The 16,345-nt window shown below is 67.0% G+C and carries 13 protein-coding genes; 8 read left to right on the top strand and 5 right to left on the bottom strand.

Annotation, left to right across the window (positions count from 1 at the left end):
• Positions 1-34: 34 nt before the first annotated feature.
• Both AC1DDH_RS17185 and AC1DDH_RS17180 read left to right on the top strand, forming a co-directional pair.
• A complete protein-coding gene (locus AC1DDH_RS17185) occupies positions 35-1,048 on the top strand; it encodes a LacI family DNA-binding transcriptional regulator (protein ID WP_476887686.1) in 1,014 nt (337 codons plus the stop codon).
• 189 nt (positions 1,049-1,237) lie between these two features.
• Positions 1,238-2,179: a type IV toxin-antitoxin system AbiEi family antitoxin domain-containing protein gene (locus tag AC1DDH_RS17180; protein ID WP_476955915.1), complete on the top strand. Its 942-nt coding sequence runs from the start codon at positions 1,238-1,240 to the stop codon at positions 2,177-2,179.
• Positions 2,180-2,350: 171 nt separating this feature from the next.
• On the opposite strand, the gene AC1DDH_RS17175 is transcribed toward AC1DDH_RS17180, so the two are convergent.
• The gene (locus tag AC1DDH_RS17175; RefSeq protein WP_476860065.1) at positions 2,351-3,046 is read right to left on the bottom strand and encodes a queuosine precursor transporter; all 696 of its coding nucleotides are present in this window, start codon (positions 3,044-3,046) and stop codon (positions 2,351-2,353) included.
• Positions 3,047-3,261: 215 nt separating this feature from the next.
• Here AC1DDH_RS17175 and AC1DDH_RS17170 point away from each other — a divergent pair, with 215 nt between their 5' ends.
• Complete coding sequence (locus tag AC1DDH_RS17170; protein ID WP_476955914.1) at positions 3,262-4,086, top strand: ABC transporter ATP-binding protein; 825 nt, start codon at positions 3,262-3,264, stop codon at positions 4,084-4,086.
• Positions 4,086-4,868 (top strand): ABC transporter permease, encoded by a 783-nt coding sequence (locus tag AC1DDH_RS17165; RefSeq protein WP_476955922.1) that lies wholly within the window; start codon positions 4,086-4,088, stop codon positions 4,866-4,868. The genes AC1DDH_RS17170 and AC1DDH_RS17165 overlap by 1 nt, the downstream gene beginning before the upstream one ends.
• A gap of 138 nt (positions 4,869-5,006) precedes the next feature.
• Here AC1DDH_RS17165 and AC1DDH_RS17160 read toward each other — a convergent pair whose 3' ends face one another.
• Positions 5,007-6,473, bottom strand: coding sequence for an MFS transporter (locus AC1DDH_RS17160; protein WP_476955913.1), 1,467 nt, complete (start codon positions 6,471-6,473; stop codon positions 5,007-5,009).
• Between the two features lie 157 nt (positions 6,474-6,630).
• On the opposite strand from AC1DDH_RS17160, the gene AC1DDH_RS17155 reads away from it, so the two are divergent.
• Both AC1DDH_RS17155 and AC1DDH_RS17150 read left to right on the top strand, forming a co-directional pair.
• Entirely contained in the window at positions 6,631-7,527 is an 897-nt protein-coding gene (locus AC1DDH_RS17155) for a hydroxymethylpyrimidine/phosphomethylpyrimidine kinase (RefSeq protein WP_476857835.1), read from the top strand.
• A gap of 31 nt (positions 7,528-7,558) precedes the next feature.
• On the top strand, positions 7,559-7,921 hold the full coding sequence (locus tag AC1DDH_RS17150) for an iron chaperone (RefSeq protein WP_476955912.1): 363 nt from the start codon (positions 7,559-7,561) through the stop codon (positions 7,919-7,921).
• 91 nt (positions 7,922-8,012) lie between these two features.
• On the opposite strand, the gene AC1DDH_RS17145 is transcribed toward AC1DDH_RS17150, so the two are convergent.
• From AC1DDH_RS17145 to AC1DDH_RS17135, 3 genes are all read right to left on the bottom strand, one after another.
• Positions 8,013-9,284, bottom strand: a complete 1,272-nt coding sequence (locus tag AC1DDH_RS17145) for a serpin family protein (RefSeq protein WP_476955911.1) — start codon at positions 9,282-9,284, stop codon at positions 8,013-8,015.
• 107 nt (positions 9,285-9,391) lie between these two features.
• Entirely contained in the window at positions 9,392-11,140 is a 1,749-nt protein-coding gene (locus AC1DDH_RS17140) for a pyruvate dehydrogenase (protein WP_223914492.1), read from the bottom strand.
• A gap of 237 nt (positions 11,141-11,377) precedes the next feature.
• A complete protein-coding gene (locus AC1DDH_RS17135) occupies positions 11,378-12,889 on the bottom strand; it encodes a helix-turn-helix transcriptional regulator (RefSeq protein ID WP_028278044.1) in 1,512 nt (503 codons plus the stop codon).
• A gap of 141 nt (positions 12,890-13,030) precedes the next feature.
• On the opposite strand from AC1DDH_RS17135, the gene aceA reads away from it, so the two are divergent.
• Complete coding sequence (gene aceA / locus AC1DDH_RS17130; protein WP_476955910.1) at positions 13,031-14,362, top strand: isocitrate lyase; 1,332 nt, start codon at positions 13,031-13,033, stop codon at positions 14,360-14,362.
• 200 nt (positions 14,363-14,562) lie between these two features.
• Entirely contained in the window at positions 14,563-16,227 is a 1,665-nt protein-coding gene (gene aceB, locus AC1DDH_RS17125; protein ID WP_476860060.1) for a malate synthase A, read from the top strand.
• The last annotated feature ends 118 nt before the right edge of the window (positions 16,228-16,345 follow it).

Below are 16,345 nucleotides of genomic sequence, written 5' to 3'. Positions count from 1 at the left end.
GTTATCCTCGGATGAGACGTGAAAGGCCCTGCAGATGTCGTTGAATACCCCCAGAACCCGCCGCCCGACGATCTACGACGTCGCCAAGAGCGCCGGCGTCTCCCCGTCACTGGTCTCGCTCGTGCTTCAAAACCCGTCAAAGGTCAGCGAGAAGCGTCGGGAGGCCGTCCGGGCGGCCATGTCGGAGCTCGGTTACCGCCCCAGCCGGGCGGCGACCACGCTCGCCAGCAGCCAGACGAAAAGCATCGGGCTGGTCATTGACGACTTCCGGAACCCCTGGTTCGTGGACCTCCTGCGCGGCATGGAATCCGTGTTCTCCCCCCACGGCTACCAGGTCACCCTCGCCGATTCCCGCCCCGGCGAGAACCGCATCACGGAGGCCGTGGACGGCCTGCTGTCCATGCATGTGGAGGGCCTCGTCATCGCCGCCGAGCCGAGCGAGTCCATGATGGCCGGCACTTGGGTTCCCGCCGTCGTCGCCGGCTGGCGGAACGGCGTTCCCGCCGGCGCCGGGCTCATCACCAACGACGACGACGACGGCGGCCGCATGGCGGCGGAGCACCTGATCGGGCTCGGCCACACACGCATCGGACACCTCTCGGGCTCCGGCGGCGCCGCGGCCCACCGGCGGGAGGGCTTCCGCCGCCGCATCCTGGAGGCCGGCGTCGAGGCCCGGATCGCCGGCGAATCCCGCGGCACCTCTGAGGAGGACGGCTATGCGGCCGCCTGCTGGGTCCTTGACCACCACCCCGACACGACCGCCCTGTTCGCCGCCAATGACACCATGGCCCTGGGCGCCTTCGCCGCAGCCAAGGCCCGGGGCTTGTCCATCCCGGAAGAGCTCTCCGTGATCGGCTACGACAACTCCCCGCTGGCCAAGTCGCGGTATCTGGACATGACCTCGGTGGACAACCGGAGCGACATTGTCGGGTCCGGCGTCGCAAGCGCCCTGCTGGCACGGATCCAGGACCCGGCCCTCGAGCCTGAGCGCCAGCTGATCGAGCCGGACCTCATCGTCCGCGGAACCACCGCCCGCGTTCCCGGCTGACGCCCCGCCGAATTCGCGGGAAACCACCGACTTCGCCGTAAATTGACGGCGCCTCCGCCGCGTTCCGGCGAAGTGAGCGGCGTCCAAGGCCGCCGTCTCCCAAAGTAGCCAAGGTGCGGCCGCCTCGTGTTTTCCACATAGCGACGACGGGGCCTCCTGCCCGCTCCTATATCGGCCGAAGCTGGTGGCATGACGCATAGCCCCGCGCTGGGGCTGCCGCCGACAGGTAACCTCTGGCGCACCGAACAGCTCCTGGATCTCGGCTTCAGCTCGCGCGCCATCCGCTCGCTCCTCGATTCAGGCACTCTCGTCCGGCTCCGGCACGGCTGCTACATCCGCGCCAGCCTCTGGAACGCCCAGTCGCCTACTGTCCGGAGCCGGCAGCTCATCTACGCGCACGCCCACGGAACGCGTACGACGTCGACAGGAGCCTTCCACTACAGCCACACTTCCGCAGCACGCCTCCGCCTCCTCCACCTGTGGGAAGTGGATGACGTGATCCATGTCCTCCAGAAGGTACGGCCCTCGAACGAGCGTCACGGCAGGGACGTCCGCTGCCACACGCGCCCCTTCGCCGACCACGACGTCGCCGTGGTGAACGGCCTCCGGACCACGTCCCTGGAGCGCACGACGGCCGACTGCGCCATGCTGCTGCCCTACAGGCAGGCGTTGATCCTCACCGACCACGCGTTTCGACTCGGCGCGGACCCGGGCGCCCTGCAGGCCATGGCAGATGACCTGGACGGCCGCCGGGGCATTCGGACTTTCCGCCGTGTCCTGGCCGCGGCCGATCCGCGCTCCGAATCTCCCGGCGAGACCCTGACCCGCGACCTGATCCTGCGGCTGCGGATCCGGCCACCTGAGCCGCAGCTGGAAGTGTCGAGCCGCGCCGGGCGCCATCGCCTGGACTTTGCATGGAAGGAGGAAAAGGTCGCCCTCGAGTTCGACGGCAAAATCAAGTACTTCGACTACAGTCCCACGGCCGAGGTGCTCTTCGAGGAACGGCGCCGGGAGAAGGCCTTGGTTGAAGATGGCTGGCGGTTCGTCCGTGTGGAGTGGAAGGACGTCTTTCGCGAGCAGGAATTCAAACACCGTCTGCTTCGTGCGCTGGCCGGCCGCCGGCACCCCTGAGCGTCGAATGCGTTGCGGCACCCCGCACCCCGCACCCCAACGACTCGAATTCGCCGGTAGCCCGCCACGTCGTCGGAAACTTACGGCGACACCGCGGGTTTTCGGCGAATTGGGCGGCTGCTGGCTCCGAACCGGCTGGCTCCCAACTGACCGGCGGCCGGCGGCGGAGTCCTAGGCGCCGTAGCTCGGTTCGCGCTTCTTGACCCAGCCGATGGCGAGCGAGGTCAGCGGGACGAAGGCGAACTCCACGAGGGTCTTGTAGAGGAAGCCCACTAGGACGTAGTTCATGAACATCGCGGCGTCGGTAATTCCGATCACGGATGCGGCGATGCTGCAGAAAATCAGGGTGTCCACGAACTCACCCGCCACGGAGGAGCCCATGATGCGCGCCCACAGGGACCTTTCCCCGGTCCGCGCCTTCATCTTCACCAGGATCCAGGAGTTGATGGTCTGGCCGGCGAGGAAGGCCAGCAGCGATGCCAGCACAATCTGCGGGACCGGTCCCAGTGCGCCTTCCAAGGCTGCCTGCTTGGAGGAACCGTATTCGTCGTCGAACCCCGGAAGGGCGATGATGACCCAGTAGCAGACCGACGCGAAGACGGACAGCGCAAAGCTGGTGATGATGGCCTTGCGCGCCACTTTGAAGCCATAGACCTCGCTGATGACATCGCCCAGGATGTACGCCAGCGGGAAGAGGAAGAAGCCGCCGTCGGTGATCACGGGGCCGATCGCCACGCCCTTAGACGCCCCGATGTTGGACAGGATCAGCACCACGGCCATGACAGCGAGCATGATGCCGAAATGTGGGGAGCCGATCGAGGCGAACCTTGGTGCGGCTGACGCCGGGAAGGTCTTGGCGGAAGTCATGGGTATTCCATTCGTAGTGGTTCGCTCGGCGGCCCGCACCCGCAAGGGGAACACGCTGGGCGGCCGGCTGTATTAGCACTGGACGGCCCCGGTAACACAAGCAGCCGGAACCGCCTCCATTCTCGCACCCGAAGGTGCGGGAGCCTGATGCAGCCGCAGCTTCACCCTGTGAACGCTCCGGGCATGGTGGCAGGATGGGGCCATGGAGGAGCCCCATGCCTGACTCCGCGGTTTCCACGCGCGCCCTCGTCAAGCGGTACCGCGACGTCACCGCCGTCGACTCGCTCAACCTTGACGTCCGCCGGGGCGAGATCTACGGGTTCCTCGGCAGGAACGGGGCGGGCAAAACGACCACCATCCGCATGATGCTCGGCCTGATCCGGCCGAGCAGCGGGGAGGTGACCGTCCTGGGCCAGCGCATCATCCCTGGCGAGACCGCTGTGTTCGCCCGCGTTGGCTTCCTCGTCGAGACCGCGACCGCCTACCCCAACCTCACCGTGCGCGAGAATCTGGACATCCAGCGCCGGCTCACCGGTTCGCCGCCGCGGTCGGTCGCCGACTCGATCACGCTGCTGCGCTTGGATCCTTATGCCGATCGGCGTGCCGGGCAGCTCTCGCTCGGCAACAAACAGCGTCTCGCTCTCGCCCGCGCGCTGCTGCACTCCCCCGAACTGCTCGTGCTCGACGAGCCCGCCAACGGCCTTGATCCGGCTGGCATTGTCGAGATCCGCGAGCTGCTCCGTTCGCTCGCCGACGGGCGCGGCGCCACCGTCTTCATGTCGAGCCACATCCTCGCCGAGGTCGCTCACCTGGCCGACCGCATCGGTATCGTCCACGACGGCCGTCTCATCGAGGAGTCGTCGCGCGACGAACTCGCCGCGAAGGCGCGCGCGTTCGCGACCGACGCCTACACCCCGGAAGAGCGCGAGCAGGCGCTGCTCACACTGGATCTGGAGCGCTACTTCCTGGCGCGGACGGGCGATGCGCGCGGTGCCGATGGCCGGAGGAGCGGCGCTTCGTCCGAGGGCGGCGCGGTTTGATGTTCGGTCAGGTTCTGGGCACCGAGTTCATGAAGCTCCACCGTGCCAAGGCGACGTGGGCCACGCTGGCGGTGCTCGCGATCATGCCGCTCGGTATTGCGCTTTTCATGTGGATCGTGCGCGAACCGGGGCGGGCGGCCCAGCTGGGGCTTCTGGGTACCAAAGCGAGCCTTGCCGGGCTTGAGGCGACGTGGCTCCAATACTTCTACATGCTCACGCTGGTCTTCGGTGTCGGCGGGATGCTGCTGCTGACGTTCATCGTCGCCTACCTGTTTGGTCGGGAGTACGGTGATGCCACTGCCAAGAACATGCTCGCACTGCCTGTGGCCCGTCATTGGTTCGCCGCCGCCAAGCTGGCGGTCGCGGCCGTGTGGTGGATGGCGCTCATCGTCATAGTCCTCGTCGAGGCCATGGCGATCGGACTGGTGTTGGGGCTGCCGGAGTTCTCGGCAGAGTTGGCCGCGACGGGAATCGCACACGTGCTCCTCGCTGCGACGATCTCGTTCCTGCTCGCGCCTGTGGTCGCCTGGATCGCAGTGTGGAGCCGAGGCGAAGTGGCCCCCATCGCTTTCTCGCTCGTTATGCTGGCCCTGGGCAATCTGTTCGGCAAGACCGGCTGGGCGGAGTGGTTCCCTTATTCGATCGTCCCGCTGCTGATCGGCATGGTGGCCGATCCTGTCGGCTCGCTCCAGCCAGGCAGCTATGTTGTGCTCGCGGGAACGTTCGTGGCGGGCACCGCCGCAACGATCCTGCAGCTGCGGTTCGCAGACAACGCCCAATAGCGTGGGACCGGGCCGCCGTCGTTGTCGCCGTCCATTCGCTCCTTAGGCCGCGAGTTCGCCGGAAACGCGCCAAGTCGCCGTAAACATACGGCGACCCGGTGCGCTTCCGGCGAATTCGAGGACGGCTTGCGGCCTGCCCTAGCGGCGCGAGGCGTCGATGAGGTCCTTGTCCTCGTCCCTGCCGCCGTCGCCCGGACCACCAGCAGCCGCCCCCGCAGCCGCGCCCGGACCACCAGCAGCCGTCCCCGCAGCCGCGTCCGGACCAGCGGCCGCCCAGGCGTGGCCCTGTTCGTGGTCCAGGTGCGTGGACTTCTTGTTCTTCAAGGCGAAGATGTACACCAGCAGGGAGATGCCGATGGCCACGGTGACGTAGGTGAAGAACAGCTCTTCCTGCCCGGTCTTCTGCAGAGCAGCGCCGATGAGCGGGACGGTGCCGCCGAAGAGAGAGTTGGCGATCGCGTAGCCCAGGCCCACCCCGAGGGCGCGGATGGACGCGGGGAAGAGCTCGGCCTTCACCAGGGCGTTGATGGAGGTGTAGCCGCCCACGATCAGCAGACCGCCCATCATCAGCAGGAACGCGGTGATCGGATCCTTGGTCCCGGCGAGCGCGGACAGGAGCGGCCAGGTGAACAGGACGCCGGTGATGCCGAACCACAGCAGCAGCGGTTTGCGGCCGACCTTGTCCGAGATGATGCCGTAGACCGGCTGGAGCAGCATGAAGATGAACAGTGCCCAGAAGTTGATGACCGACGTGTCCGTCTTGGCGATGCCGGAGGTATCGTTCATGAACTTCAGGATGAAGTTGGTGTACGTGTAGAACGCCACCGTGCCGCCAAGGGTGATTCCGATGCAGATCATGAGCGGTTTCCAGTAGCTGGTGAACAGCAGCTTCATGGTCCCGGGCTGCGCCTGGCCTCCCCCGGCAGGGGCCTTTGCGGCCTCGAGCTGTTCGGCCGAGACGGTTTCCTCCATGGAGCGCCGCAGCCAGAGGACCACCAGCGCGGCCACGCCGCCCACCGCGAACGGGATGCGCCAGCCCCACTCGGTCAGCTCAGCCTTGGGCATGGCGTTCTGCAAGACCACAAGGACCAGCAGTGCCAGCATCTGTCCGCCGATCAGCGTGACGTACTGGAAGCTGGAGAAGAAGCCGCGGCGCTTGGACGTGGCAGCCTCGGACATGTACGTGGCGCTGGTGCCGTACTCACCGCCCACGGAGAAGCCCTGGATCACGCGGATGAGGACCAGCAGGATCAGGGCCCACAGGCCGATCACGTCCTGGGTGGGCAGCACCGCAATCGCGAAAGAGCCCGCGGACATCATGGTCACGCTCAGTGTCAACGCGGCTTTGCGGCCCTTGCGGTCGGCGTACCGGCCAAAGAACCAGGCACCGATCGGGCGCATCAGGAACGACGTCGAGAAGACGGCCATCGCCTCGAGACCGGCCTGGAGCTCGTCCTTGGAGTTGAAGAAGTGCGCCTGGAAGTAGGCCGCGAACACGGTGTAGACGTAGAGGTCGTACCACTCAACAAGGTTGCCGGCCGAGCCTTTGAGGATGTTGCCGACGGCTTTCCGGGTCTGGGCCGCTTCGGTCAGTTGGGTGCTCATCAATGAACCTTCCTGGATCCGGCGCCGCCTGTAAGCAACACCGTCCGCCACCCTAGTCCGCGTGATCCGGAACACTCAGGTTTTGTTCATACTGTTCATGGAACGCTTGTTCATGAGCACAATGCGCGCGGTTTTGGCGGGATGGCAGGATGGGACCATGACTTCTACCGCATTCGATTCCACCGCCCTGGCGGATGGCGCTGCTGCTTCCGATACAGCTACCGAGCCCGCCTCCTCCCCCGCCGTCGCGCTGACCATCGCAGGCTCCGAAGCGACCGGCGGCGCCGGCGCGCAGGCTGACCTGAAGACGTTCCAGGAACTCGGCGTCTTCGGGATCGCGAACCTGACCTGCATCGTGTCCTTCGACCCCAAGGACAACTGGAACCACCGCTTTGTCCCGGTGGACCAGCAGGTCATCGCGGACCAGCTGGAAGCCACGACGGCGGCCTACGGTGCCGCGTCCGGCGCACCGGCCGTGCTGGACACCGTCAAGATCGGCATGCTGGGCAGCCCGGCGACGATTTCGACCGTGGCCGCGGCGCTGGCGGCCGGGCAGTTCGCCAACGTGGTGCTGGATCCGGTGCTGATCTGCAAGGGCCAGGAGCCGGGCCACGCCCTGGACACCGACCAGGCGCTCAAGTCCCACATCCTGCCGCTGGCCACCTTCGTCACGCCCAACCATTTCGAGGCCGAGTCGCTCTCCGGGCTGGAGATTACCGACGTCGAGTCCCTCAAGGCCGCCGCGGTCCGCATCCATGAGCTCAGCGGCGCCGCGGTGCTCGCCAAGGGCGGCGTGCGGCTCGAAGGCCCCGACGCCGTCGACGTCTACTACGACGGCGAAACCCTGGAAGTCCTGTCCGCCCCGAAGGTGGGCGAGGTGGCAGTCTCCGGCGCCGGGTGCTCTTTGGCCGCGGCGGTGACGGCCGAGCTCGCCAAGGGTGCGACGCCGCTGGCCGCCGCCCGGACGGCGAAGGCGTTTGTGACCGCCGGCATCCGGAACCGTGTGGCCTCGGGCGCGCCGTTCGATGCCTTGTGGCAGGGCGGCCCGCGCTAACTCGTTGCTGGGATCGTTGGAGGGAACGGCAATGGCACAGCACTTTGAGTCCGTGGAGGAATACATCGCCTCGTTTCCTGCTGACGTGCAGGAGGCGCTGCAGGAGATCCGGCGATGCTGCCATGCGGCGGTACCCGGATCAGGGGAGATGATCAGTTACGGCATCCCGACGATCACGCTCGGGGGCAGATACGTCGTATATTTCGCGGGCTGGGCGCACCACATCTCCGTCTACCCCGTGCCCGACGGCAACGAATCGCTGAGCACGGAACTCGCCCCCTACCGCGCAGCGAAGGGCACCCTGAAGTTCCCGTTGCGGAAGCCTGTCCCGTACGAGCTGATTGGAAAAGTGGCGGCGGCCCTGGCACAAGAGCGCCGGAGCGGGACGCCCTAAGCCGCCGAGTTCGCCGGAGTCCCTCCAGTTCGCCGGAAGTTTGCGGCGAACTGGAGGGCTTCCGGCGATGTGGGTCCCGGTAGGCCGCCCCTCAGCGCGGGTCCGCGACCTTCCCCATGAAGATCGGGAGCCCGGTTTCGGTGTGCACGACCTGGTAGAGGAACGGCCGGTCGAAGTCGATGGTTTGGTCCGGGAGGGGCGGCACACCGGTCACGGCGCCGTTGATCTGCGTCACGGCGGCGGCCACCGTTCCCTTCTCGGCAACGGTGATGTTGGCGGCCTGGGCGGCCTGCGTGAGCGTCAGCTTCGGCTGGCTGGCGTCGAAGTCTTCGGTGGTGACCAGGGTCCTGGCCAGCCCCAGCGCTTCAAATACCTTCCGCAGGTCGAAGGTGCTCTTGTGGTCCCACTTGGGCAGGGAGATCAGTGCGGAGACCTCCGGGGCCGTGTCCAGGGCCGCCGCAATTGCCGTCAGCTTGGCCGCTGTGAGGCTCTCCGGCCCAACGCCAGGACCGGGCAGCACCAGCCGCATGGCAAAACCTTCTGCGTACGGCAGCTCGACCGCCCGCCAGCCAGGGCCCTCCGCATAGGCCAGCTGCAGCGAGTTGTACATGGTCGGCACGCTGATTTCCTCGCCACCGGACTTGGTGAAGGGGCTGTCCGAGGTGTCGTTCGGGTCGAAAGGCGACTGCCATGCCGCGGCGAAGTACAGGGCATTGAGGAGGCTGAACGTGTTGTCGCGATCGTACTCCGCGGGTGCGTTCTTGATCCGGCCGCCCGTGTTCTTGTCCACCCAGGCATCCAGGGCCGGCCCCGTGGCGGCCTCATCCCGGAAGTCCACGGGGTACACCCCGGTGCCGTAGTGCCGGGCAAGGGTTTCCAGGTAGTTCCTTCCGGTTGGTACGTCCTTGTCCACAAACAGACCGTTGGCCGCATGCATGACCGGCTTCCGGGGCGGATCCTTTTCGTCGACCGAGCCGGGATCACCGTCGTACGCAGCCAGCGAATCGAGCAGGGCGTTCATGGCCTCATCCCGGTTGCCGTCCGGGAGCCCCAGCACCTGGTCCATTTCGACGGCGGTCTCCCCGGACGCCCCTGCCCGCAGCATGGCGAGCGCGATCAGCAGGCTGCCGGGGGACGACACCACGTTCCCTTCGGCCCCTTCACCGCCGTCGGCCAGCAGCGCGGCTCCCAACGTCAGGGCGGAGGCCCGGAATGCCTGAAATTCGGCAGCGTACGCGGCGCGGTCCACCGGCACCCGTTCGACGCCGTCGGCCTTCACAAGCCCTGGTACCGGGGGCGCACAAGCCGTGAGCACCGCGAGGGTTCCCGCCGCCACAATTTTCGCCACGCGGTGATCTTTCATGGCCACCCCCTTCGCCTCGATGGGTGCGCAGTTCGCCGGAATGTCTCCAGTTCGCCGGAAATGTCCGGCGAGCCGGGCAGCTTCCGGCGAACTCGCCGGGCCCGCCCCTAGCGCCGCGGGACGTTCCGCAGGTTGCTCCGTGCCATGCTGACGGCCTCGCCGGCGCCCCGGTTCAGGACCACTTTGGACATCGCCGTGGCGAAGCCCAGGACCTGCGCGCCCTTGATCTTCGGCGGGAGGGACAGCGCCTTGGGGTCCGTGATGAGCTCCACCAGCGACGGGCCGGGGTGGGCGAAGGCTTCCCGGTAAGCGGCCTCGATGCGGGACGGATCCGTGACGCGCTCGGCGTGGAAGCCCAGGGCCCGCGCAACGTCCGCGTAGTTGGCGTCCGGGACGTCGACGCCGAAGTCCGGGAGCCCGTCCACCAGCATTTCAAGTTTCACCATGCCCAGGGTGGAGTTGTTGAAGACCACCACGTTCACGGGCAGCCGGTGCGCGGCGACCGTAATGAGCTCGCCCAGCAGCATCGACAGGCCGCCGTCGCCGGAGACCGAAACCACCTGCCGGCCGGGGTAGGCCAGCTGGGCGCCGATCGCGTGCGGCAGCGCGTTGGCCATGGACCCGTGCAGGTACGAGCCGATCAGCCGGCGGGTGCCCAGCGGGTTGATGTACCGGGCGGTCCAGACATTGCACATGCCGGTGTCCGCCGTGAAAATCGCGTCCCTCGCCGCCACCTGGTCCAGCAGCGAGGCAGCATATTCCGGGTGGATCGGCTGTTTCGTCCCGACGTTGCGGGTATACGCCCCCACGGCCTTGTTCATGAGCCGGTCGTGCTTCTTCAGCATCGCATCCAGGAAACGGCGGCTCTTCTTGGCCGTGACCAACGGCATGAGGGCGGCAAGGGTGGGGAGGACGTCGCCGTGCACTGCGACGTCGACGTCGGTCCGCCGCCCCAGTTTGTGCGCGGCCCGGTCCACCTGCGCCGTCCGGGTTCCGGGAAGGAACTGGTCGTACGGGAAGTCCGTGCCCAGCAGGATCAGCAGGTCCGCGTCCTCGATGCCCTCGGCCGCGGCGCCGTAACCCAGCAGCCCGGTCATGCCGATGTCATAGGCGTTGTCGTACTGCATGAAGTCTTTGCCGCGGAGGCTGTGGCCGATCGGCGCCGCGATCAGCCCGGCGAGCGCAATCACCTCGTCGTGCGCGCCCTCGACGCCGGCACCGGCAAAGATGGCCACCTTGCCGGCGGCGTTGATGGCGTCGGCCAGTTCCTGCACACTCGCGGGATCCGGCATCAGCGTCGCCGGCCGGAAGGTCGCCGGGGCCGGCGTTTCGGCCGTCGCCTCCAGGCCGGCGATGTCACCGGGAAGGGTCACGACGGCGACGCCCCTGAGGCCGACGGCGTGCTGGATGGCGCTGTGCATGACGCGGGGCGCCTGCTCCGCGGTGCTGATCAGCTCGGAGTAGACCGAGCACTCATTGAAGAGCCGGTCGGGGTGGGTTTCCTGGAAGAAACTGCTGCCGATCTGCTTGCTGGGAATGTGCGAGGCGATGGCCAGCACCGGCGCCCCGGAACGGTTGGCGTCGTACAGGCCGTTGATCAGGTGCAGGTTGCCGGGCCCGCAGGAGCCGGCGCACACCGCGAGCCGGCCGGTCAGCTGGGCTTCCGCCGCCGCGGCGAAGGCGGCCGCCTCCTCATGCCGGACATGGATCCAGTCGATACCGCCCTGTTGCGAGCCGCCGGTCTTGCGGACGGCGTCGACAATCGGGTTGAGGCTGTCCCCCACAATCCCGTAGATCCGCTGCACACCGGCAGCCTGGAGTTGTTCGATGAGCTGGGTGGCAAGTTCCTTGGCCATGGGCGCACGCTCCCGCGAGATGGATCGATGAGCTGACACAGGCCAATATAGTCCGCCCGCCTGCCAGCCGCCCCCCACGGAACGCTCCCTCAGCTTTGGCAACCGATCGCCGAACGCTCCCTCACCTGATCTGAGGGAGCGCCGGGGAGCTTCGGGCCGGATCTGAGGGAGCGTCCCGCCAAAAACCGCAGGACCTGGGGGAGCGTCTGGGAAAATCCTGCAGAAGCTGCGGGAGGGTCAGCTCCCCGAGTGCGCCTGCAGGAAGGAGTAGACCTCGGTCTCGTCCACGCCCGGGAAGGCGCCCGGCGGCATGGCCGCCAGCAGGTGGGAGTGGGCCCGGGCCGAGGGCCAGGCGTTCCCGGCCCATTCGGCGGTCAGCGATGCCGGCGGGCGGCGGCAGCAGCTTTCGTCCGGGCAGGTGGACTTGGACCGCTCGGTGGTGTCGCGGCCGCGGAACCACTTCACGTGCGCATACGGGACACCCACGGAGAGCGAGAACTCCCCGTTCGCGGAGCGTTCCGTCCGGGCCGTGCACCAGTACGTCCCGGCCGGGGTGTCGGTGTACTGGTTGTAGGCGCTGAACTTGTCCGGGACGTCGAACACCACCCGGGACGTCCAGTTCCGGCACGAGAACTGGCCCTCGATGGCGCCGGTGTGGTCCTGCGGGAACGTCACGCCGTCGTTCTCGTAGGCCTTGTAGATGATGCCGCTCTTGTGCGTCTTCTGGAAGTGCGTGCGGATGCCCAGGTGCTGGGTGGCCAGGTTGGTGAAGCGGTGCGCGGCGGTCTCGTAGGACACCGCGAAGGCATCCCGGATGTCCTCGACCGCGATTTCCTTGGCCTGCTTGGCCTCCTGCAGGAATGCCACGGTGGCCTGCTCGGGCAGCAGCAGCGCGGCGGCGAAGTAGTTCGTGGCCACGCGCTGCATCAGGAAATCGCCGTAGTTGTTCGGCGTCTGGTGGCCCAGGACGTAATGGCCCAGCGCCTGCAGCAGCACCGAACGGGGGTCGTGATCGCTGCGGGCGTTCTGCGTGAGATAAATTCGGCGGTTCTTAAGATCAGTCACCGAACGCGTGGAATGAGGGAGATCACCCACATGGTGGAGGCTGAATCCGAGATGCCCGGCGATGTCCGAAATGACGTGGTGGGACAGCGGACCGCTGGTGTGGCCCACCGAGGCCAGGACCTTCTGCGCCTCGGCCTCATACTCGGGGAAATAGTTGTTCCTCTCGCGCATCATCGCGCGCAGTTCACCGTTCGCGCGGCGGGCCTCCTCCGGCGTCGCGACCTGCTCATTGAGCCGGCGTTCAAGCTCATGCTGCAGGCCCACCATGGACTCCAGCACATCCATCGGAAGCCGCGAACTGATGCGGATCTTGGGCAGATTCAGGGACTCATAGATGGGGCTGCGCTGGTACCGTTCCAGCTCGATCTCCAGCGCCGCACGCCGGTTGGGCGGCTCCGCGCCGAGCAGTTCGTCGATGCTCACCCCGAGTGCCGCTGCAAGCTGCTGGAGCAGACCAAGCTTGGGCTCGCGTTTGCCGTTTTCCATCAGGCTCAGCTGGCTGGGGGCCGTCCCGACGGCGGCACTCAGGTCGTCGAGCGTGAGCCCTGCCGCCTTGCGCAGATGCCGGACGCGCCGGCCCAGGCTGATGACATCCACCTCCGGCGCTGCGGGCGCGGACGACGCAAGGGCTTGGCGGTTCCAGCTGGTTGAGTGCATTTCTTGAGAATACGCGAAGAAGTGCATTTCTTTCCATAGCTTTGGTCTAGAAACCCCTTGGAAAGTGCAGAAAAGTAGAACTCACGGAAAGATTCACTATCCGGGAACAACCAGCCAGGCTCTGCAGAGACGCAGACTGACCGGCCCGGACCCACCAAGGAGACAAAGATGACTGCAGCATTTGAGCCCACCCAGCAGACGCCCGAGCAGCAGGCCGCCGCACTGGAGCTCGAGTGGGCCGCCAACCCCCGCTGGGAAGGTGTGACCCGGGACTACAAGGCCTCCGACGTCATCCGCCTCCGCGGCCGCGTCTCCGAAGAACACACCCTCGCCCGGCGCGGCTCCGAAAAGCTGTGGAAGCAGCTCACCGAAGAGCACAAGACCGGCGGCTACACCAACGCCCTCGGCGCCCTGACCGGCAACCAGGCCGTGCAGCAGGTCAAGGCCGGCCTCCGCGCCATCTACCTCTCCGGCTGGCAGGTCGCCGCGGACGCCAACAACTCCGGCCACACCTACCCGGACCAGTCGCTCTACCCCGCCAATTCCGTTCCCACGGTGGTCCGGCGCATCAACAACGCCCTGCTCCGCGCGGACCAGATCGAGTTCTCCGAAGGCATCCAGACCGTCGAGGACTGGATGGTCCCGATCGTGGCCGACGCCGAGGCAGGCTTCGGCGGCCCGCTGAACGCCTACGAGCTCATGAAGTCCATGATCCAGGCCGGCGCCGCGGGCGTGCACTGGGAAGACCAGCTCGCCTCGGAAAAAAAGTGCGGCCACCTCGGCGGCAAGGTCCTGATCCCCACCCAGCAGCACGTTCGGACGCTGAACGCGGCCCGGCTCGCCGCCGACGTCGCCGGTACCCCGTCGGTCATCATCGCCCGCACCGACGCCGAGGCGGCCACCCTGATCACCTCCGACGTCGACGAGCGTGACCAGGAATTCATCCTCCGCGAAGGCGGCCAGCCGGTCCGCACCCCGGAGGGCTTCTACAAGGTCCGCAACGGGATCGAACCCTGCATCGCCCGCGCCAAGGCCTACGCCCCGCACTCCGACCTCATCTGGATGGAGACGGGCACCCCGGACCTGGAGCTGGCCCGCAAATTCGCGGAATCCGTCAAGGCCGAGTTCCCGGACCAGATGCTCTCCTACAACTGCTCGCCGTCGTTCAACTGGCGCAAGCACCTCGATGACGCCACGATCGCGAAGTTCCAGCGCGAACTCGGCGCCATGGGCTTCACCTTCCAGTTCATCACCCTGGCCGGCTTCCACGCCCTGAACTACTCGATGTTCGACCTCGCCCACGGCTACGCCCGGGAAGGCATGAGCGCGTACGTCGAGCTGCAGGAGAAGGAATTCGCCTCCGAGTCCCGCGGCTACACCGCCACCAAGCACCAGCGCGAAGTCGGCACCGGCTACTTCGACGACATCGCCACCGCGCTCAACCCGAACGCATCCACCCTGGCCCTGGTGGGATCCACCGAAGAAGGCCAGTTCCACTAGAACTCACGACGGCGGCAGTTCCGCCAGCGGACCGAACGCTCCTCCGCGTGCTATTCCCCATTGCCGCCTTCGCCATTGCCCACCTCGGCGGGGCGGCAATGGGACCCCTTTTACGCACGCTTCCGGAGCATCCGGCCCGCCGTCTTCAGCGCACGTCACCACCCGCCGTCGAACTTTTGCTTCTCCAAGGAGAGATTGAGATGAACAGCTTCACTGACAACTTCACTATCAACGGGATCACGTTGACCGCGCAGCCGATTTGCCGGCAGAGCGAGGTCCTCACGCCGGACGCGCTGGCGTTTGTTGCCAAGCTGCACAAGGCCACGGCAGGGCCCCGTCGGGAGCTGCTGCAGGCACGGCAGGAACGCCGCCAGCAGATCTCCAAGGGCCAGGACCCGCGGTTCCTGCGCGAGACCGAGTCCGTCCGCAACGACCCGAACTGGCGCGTCGCTCCCCCGGCCCCGGGCCTGGAGGACCGCCGCGTGGAAATCACCGGGCCGGTCGACAAGAAGATGACGATCAATGCGCTGAACTCCGGCGCCAAGGTGTGGCTCGCGGACATGGAGGACTCCTCCACGCCGTCCTGGCGCAACGTGATCCAGGGCCAGCTGAACCTCACCGATGCGCTGGAGCGCCGGATCGACTTCACTTCCCCGGAGGGCAAGGAGTACAAGCTGCGCCCGGCCGGGGAACTGCCCACAGTCGTGGTCCGCCCCCGCGGCTGGCACCTGCCGGAAAAGCACATGCTCATCGATGGCACGCCTATTGCCGGCGGGATCGTGGATTTTGGCCTGTACTTCTTCCACAACGCCCGCCGCCTGATCGCCCAGGGCAAAGGTCCGTACTTCTACCTGCCGAAGATCGAGAGCCACCTCGAGGCCCGGCTGTGGAACGACATCTTCATCATGGCGCAGGACCTGCTGGGTATCCCGCAGGGCACCATCCGCGCGACCGTGCTGATCGAGACCATCACCGCGGCGTTCGAAATGGAGGAGATCCTCTACGAACTCCGGGACCACGCCGCGGGCCTGAACGCCGGCCGCTGGGACTACATCTTCTCCCTGATCAAGAACTTCCGCACCCGGGGACCGCGCTTCGTGCTCCCGGACCGCGGCCAGGTCACTATGACCCAGCCGTTCATGCGCGCCTACACCGAGCAGCTGGTCCGGGCCTGCCACAAGCGTGGCGCCATGGCGATCGGCGGCATGGCCGCCGCCGTCCCCAACCGCAAGGATGCGGACGCCAACGCGATCGCCTTCGAGAAGGTCCGCGCGGACAAGACCCGTGAGGCGAACGACGGCTTCGACGGTTCCTGGGTGGCGCACCCGGACCTGGTGCCGGTCTGCCGCGAGGTGTTCGACGCCGTCCTCGGCGAGCGTCCGAACCAGCTCGAGCGCCTCCGCGAGGACGTCACCGCGGACGACCGCGCGCTCCTGGACATCTCCGCGACCACCGGAACCATCACTGAGCAGGGGATCCGGAACAACATCGAAGTGGGGATCCGCTACATCGAGTCGTGGCTGCGCGGCAACGGCGCGGTGGCCATCCACAACCTGATGGAGGACGCCGCCACCGCGGAAATCTCCCGCTCGCAGCTGTGGCAGTGGATCTTCGCCCGGGCCATCACCGACCACGGCGACGTAATCACCCGGGAGTGGGTGGAGGACATGCTGGACGAGGAATTCGCCAAACTGGAGCGCTTCGAAGGAGACCGTTTCGCCGACGCGCGGGACATCTTCGAGGAAGTCACCCTCAGCAGCGAGTTCCCGGCCTTCCTGACGCTGCCGGCCTACGACCGCTTCCTGCATGAAGCGCGCGACGGCGCCGACGCCGCCAGCGGGGACCCCGCACTGGTTCCGGCGTAGGACTCCGCGTCCCGGGCAACCGGGTCCGCACAGATTTCCGTTGGCTGGGCTGCCAGGCCCTTCGCAACAGGCACCCCGAAATCCGGGTGGCAGTCCAGCAACGGAAAATCCCCCCGTG

Source organism: Arthrobacter sp. 10T425 (genome assembly GCF_056393985.1).
This window is presented reverse-complemented; position numbering and strand designations above follow the sequence as displayed.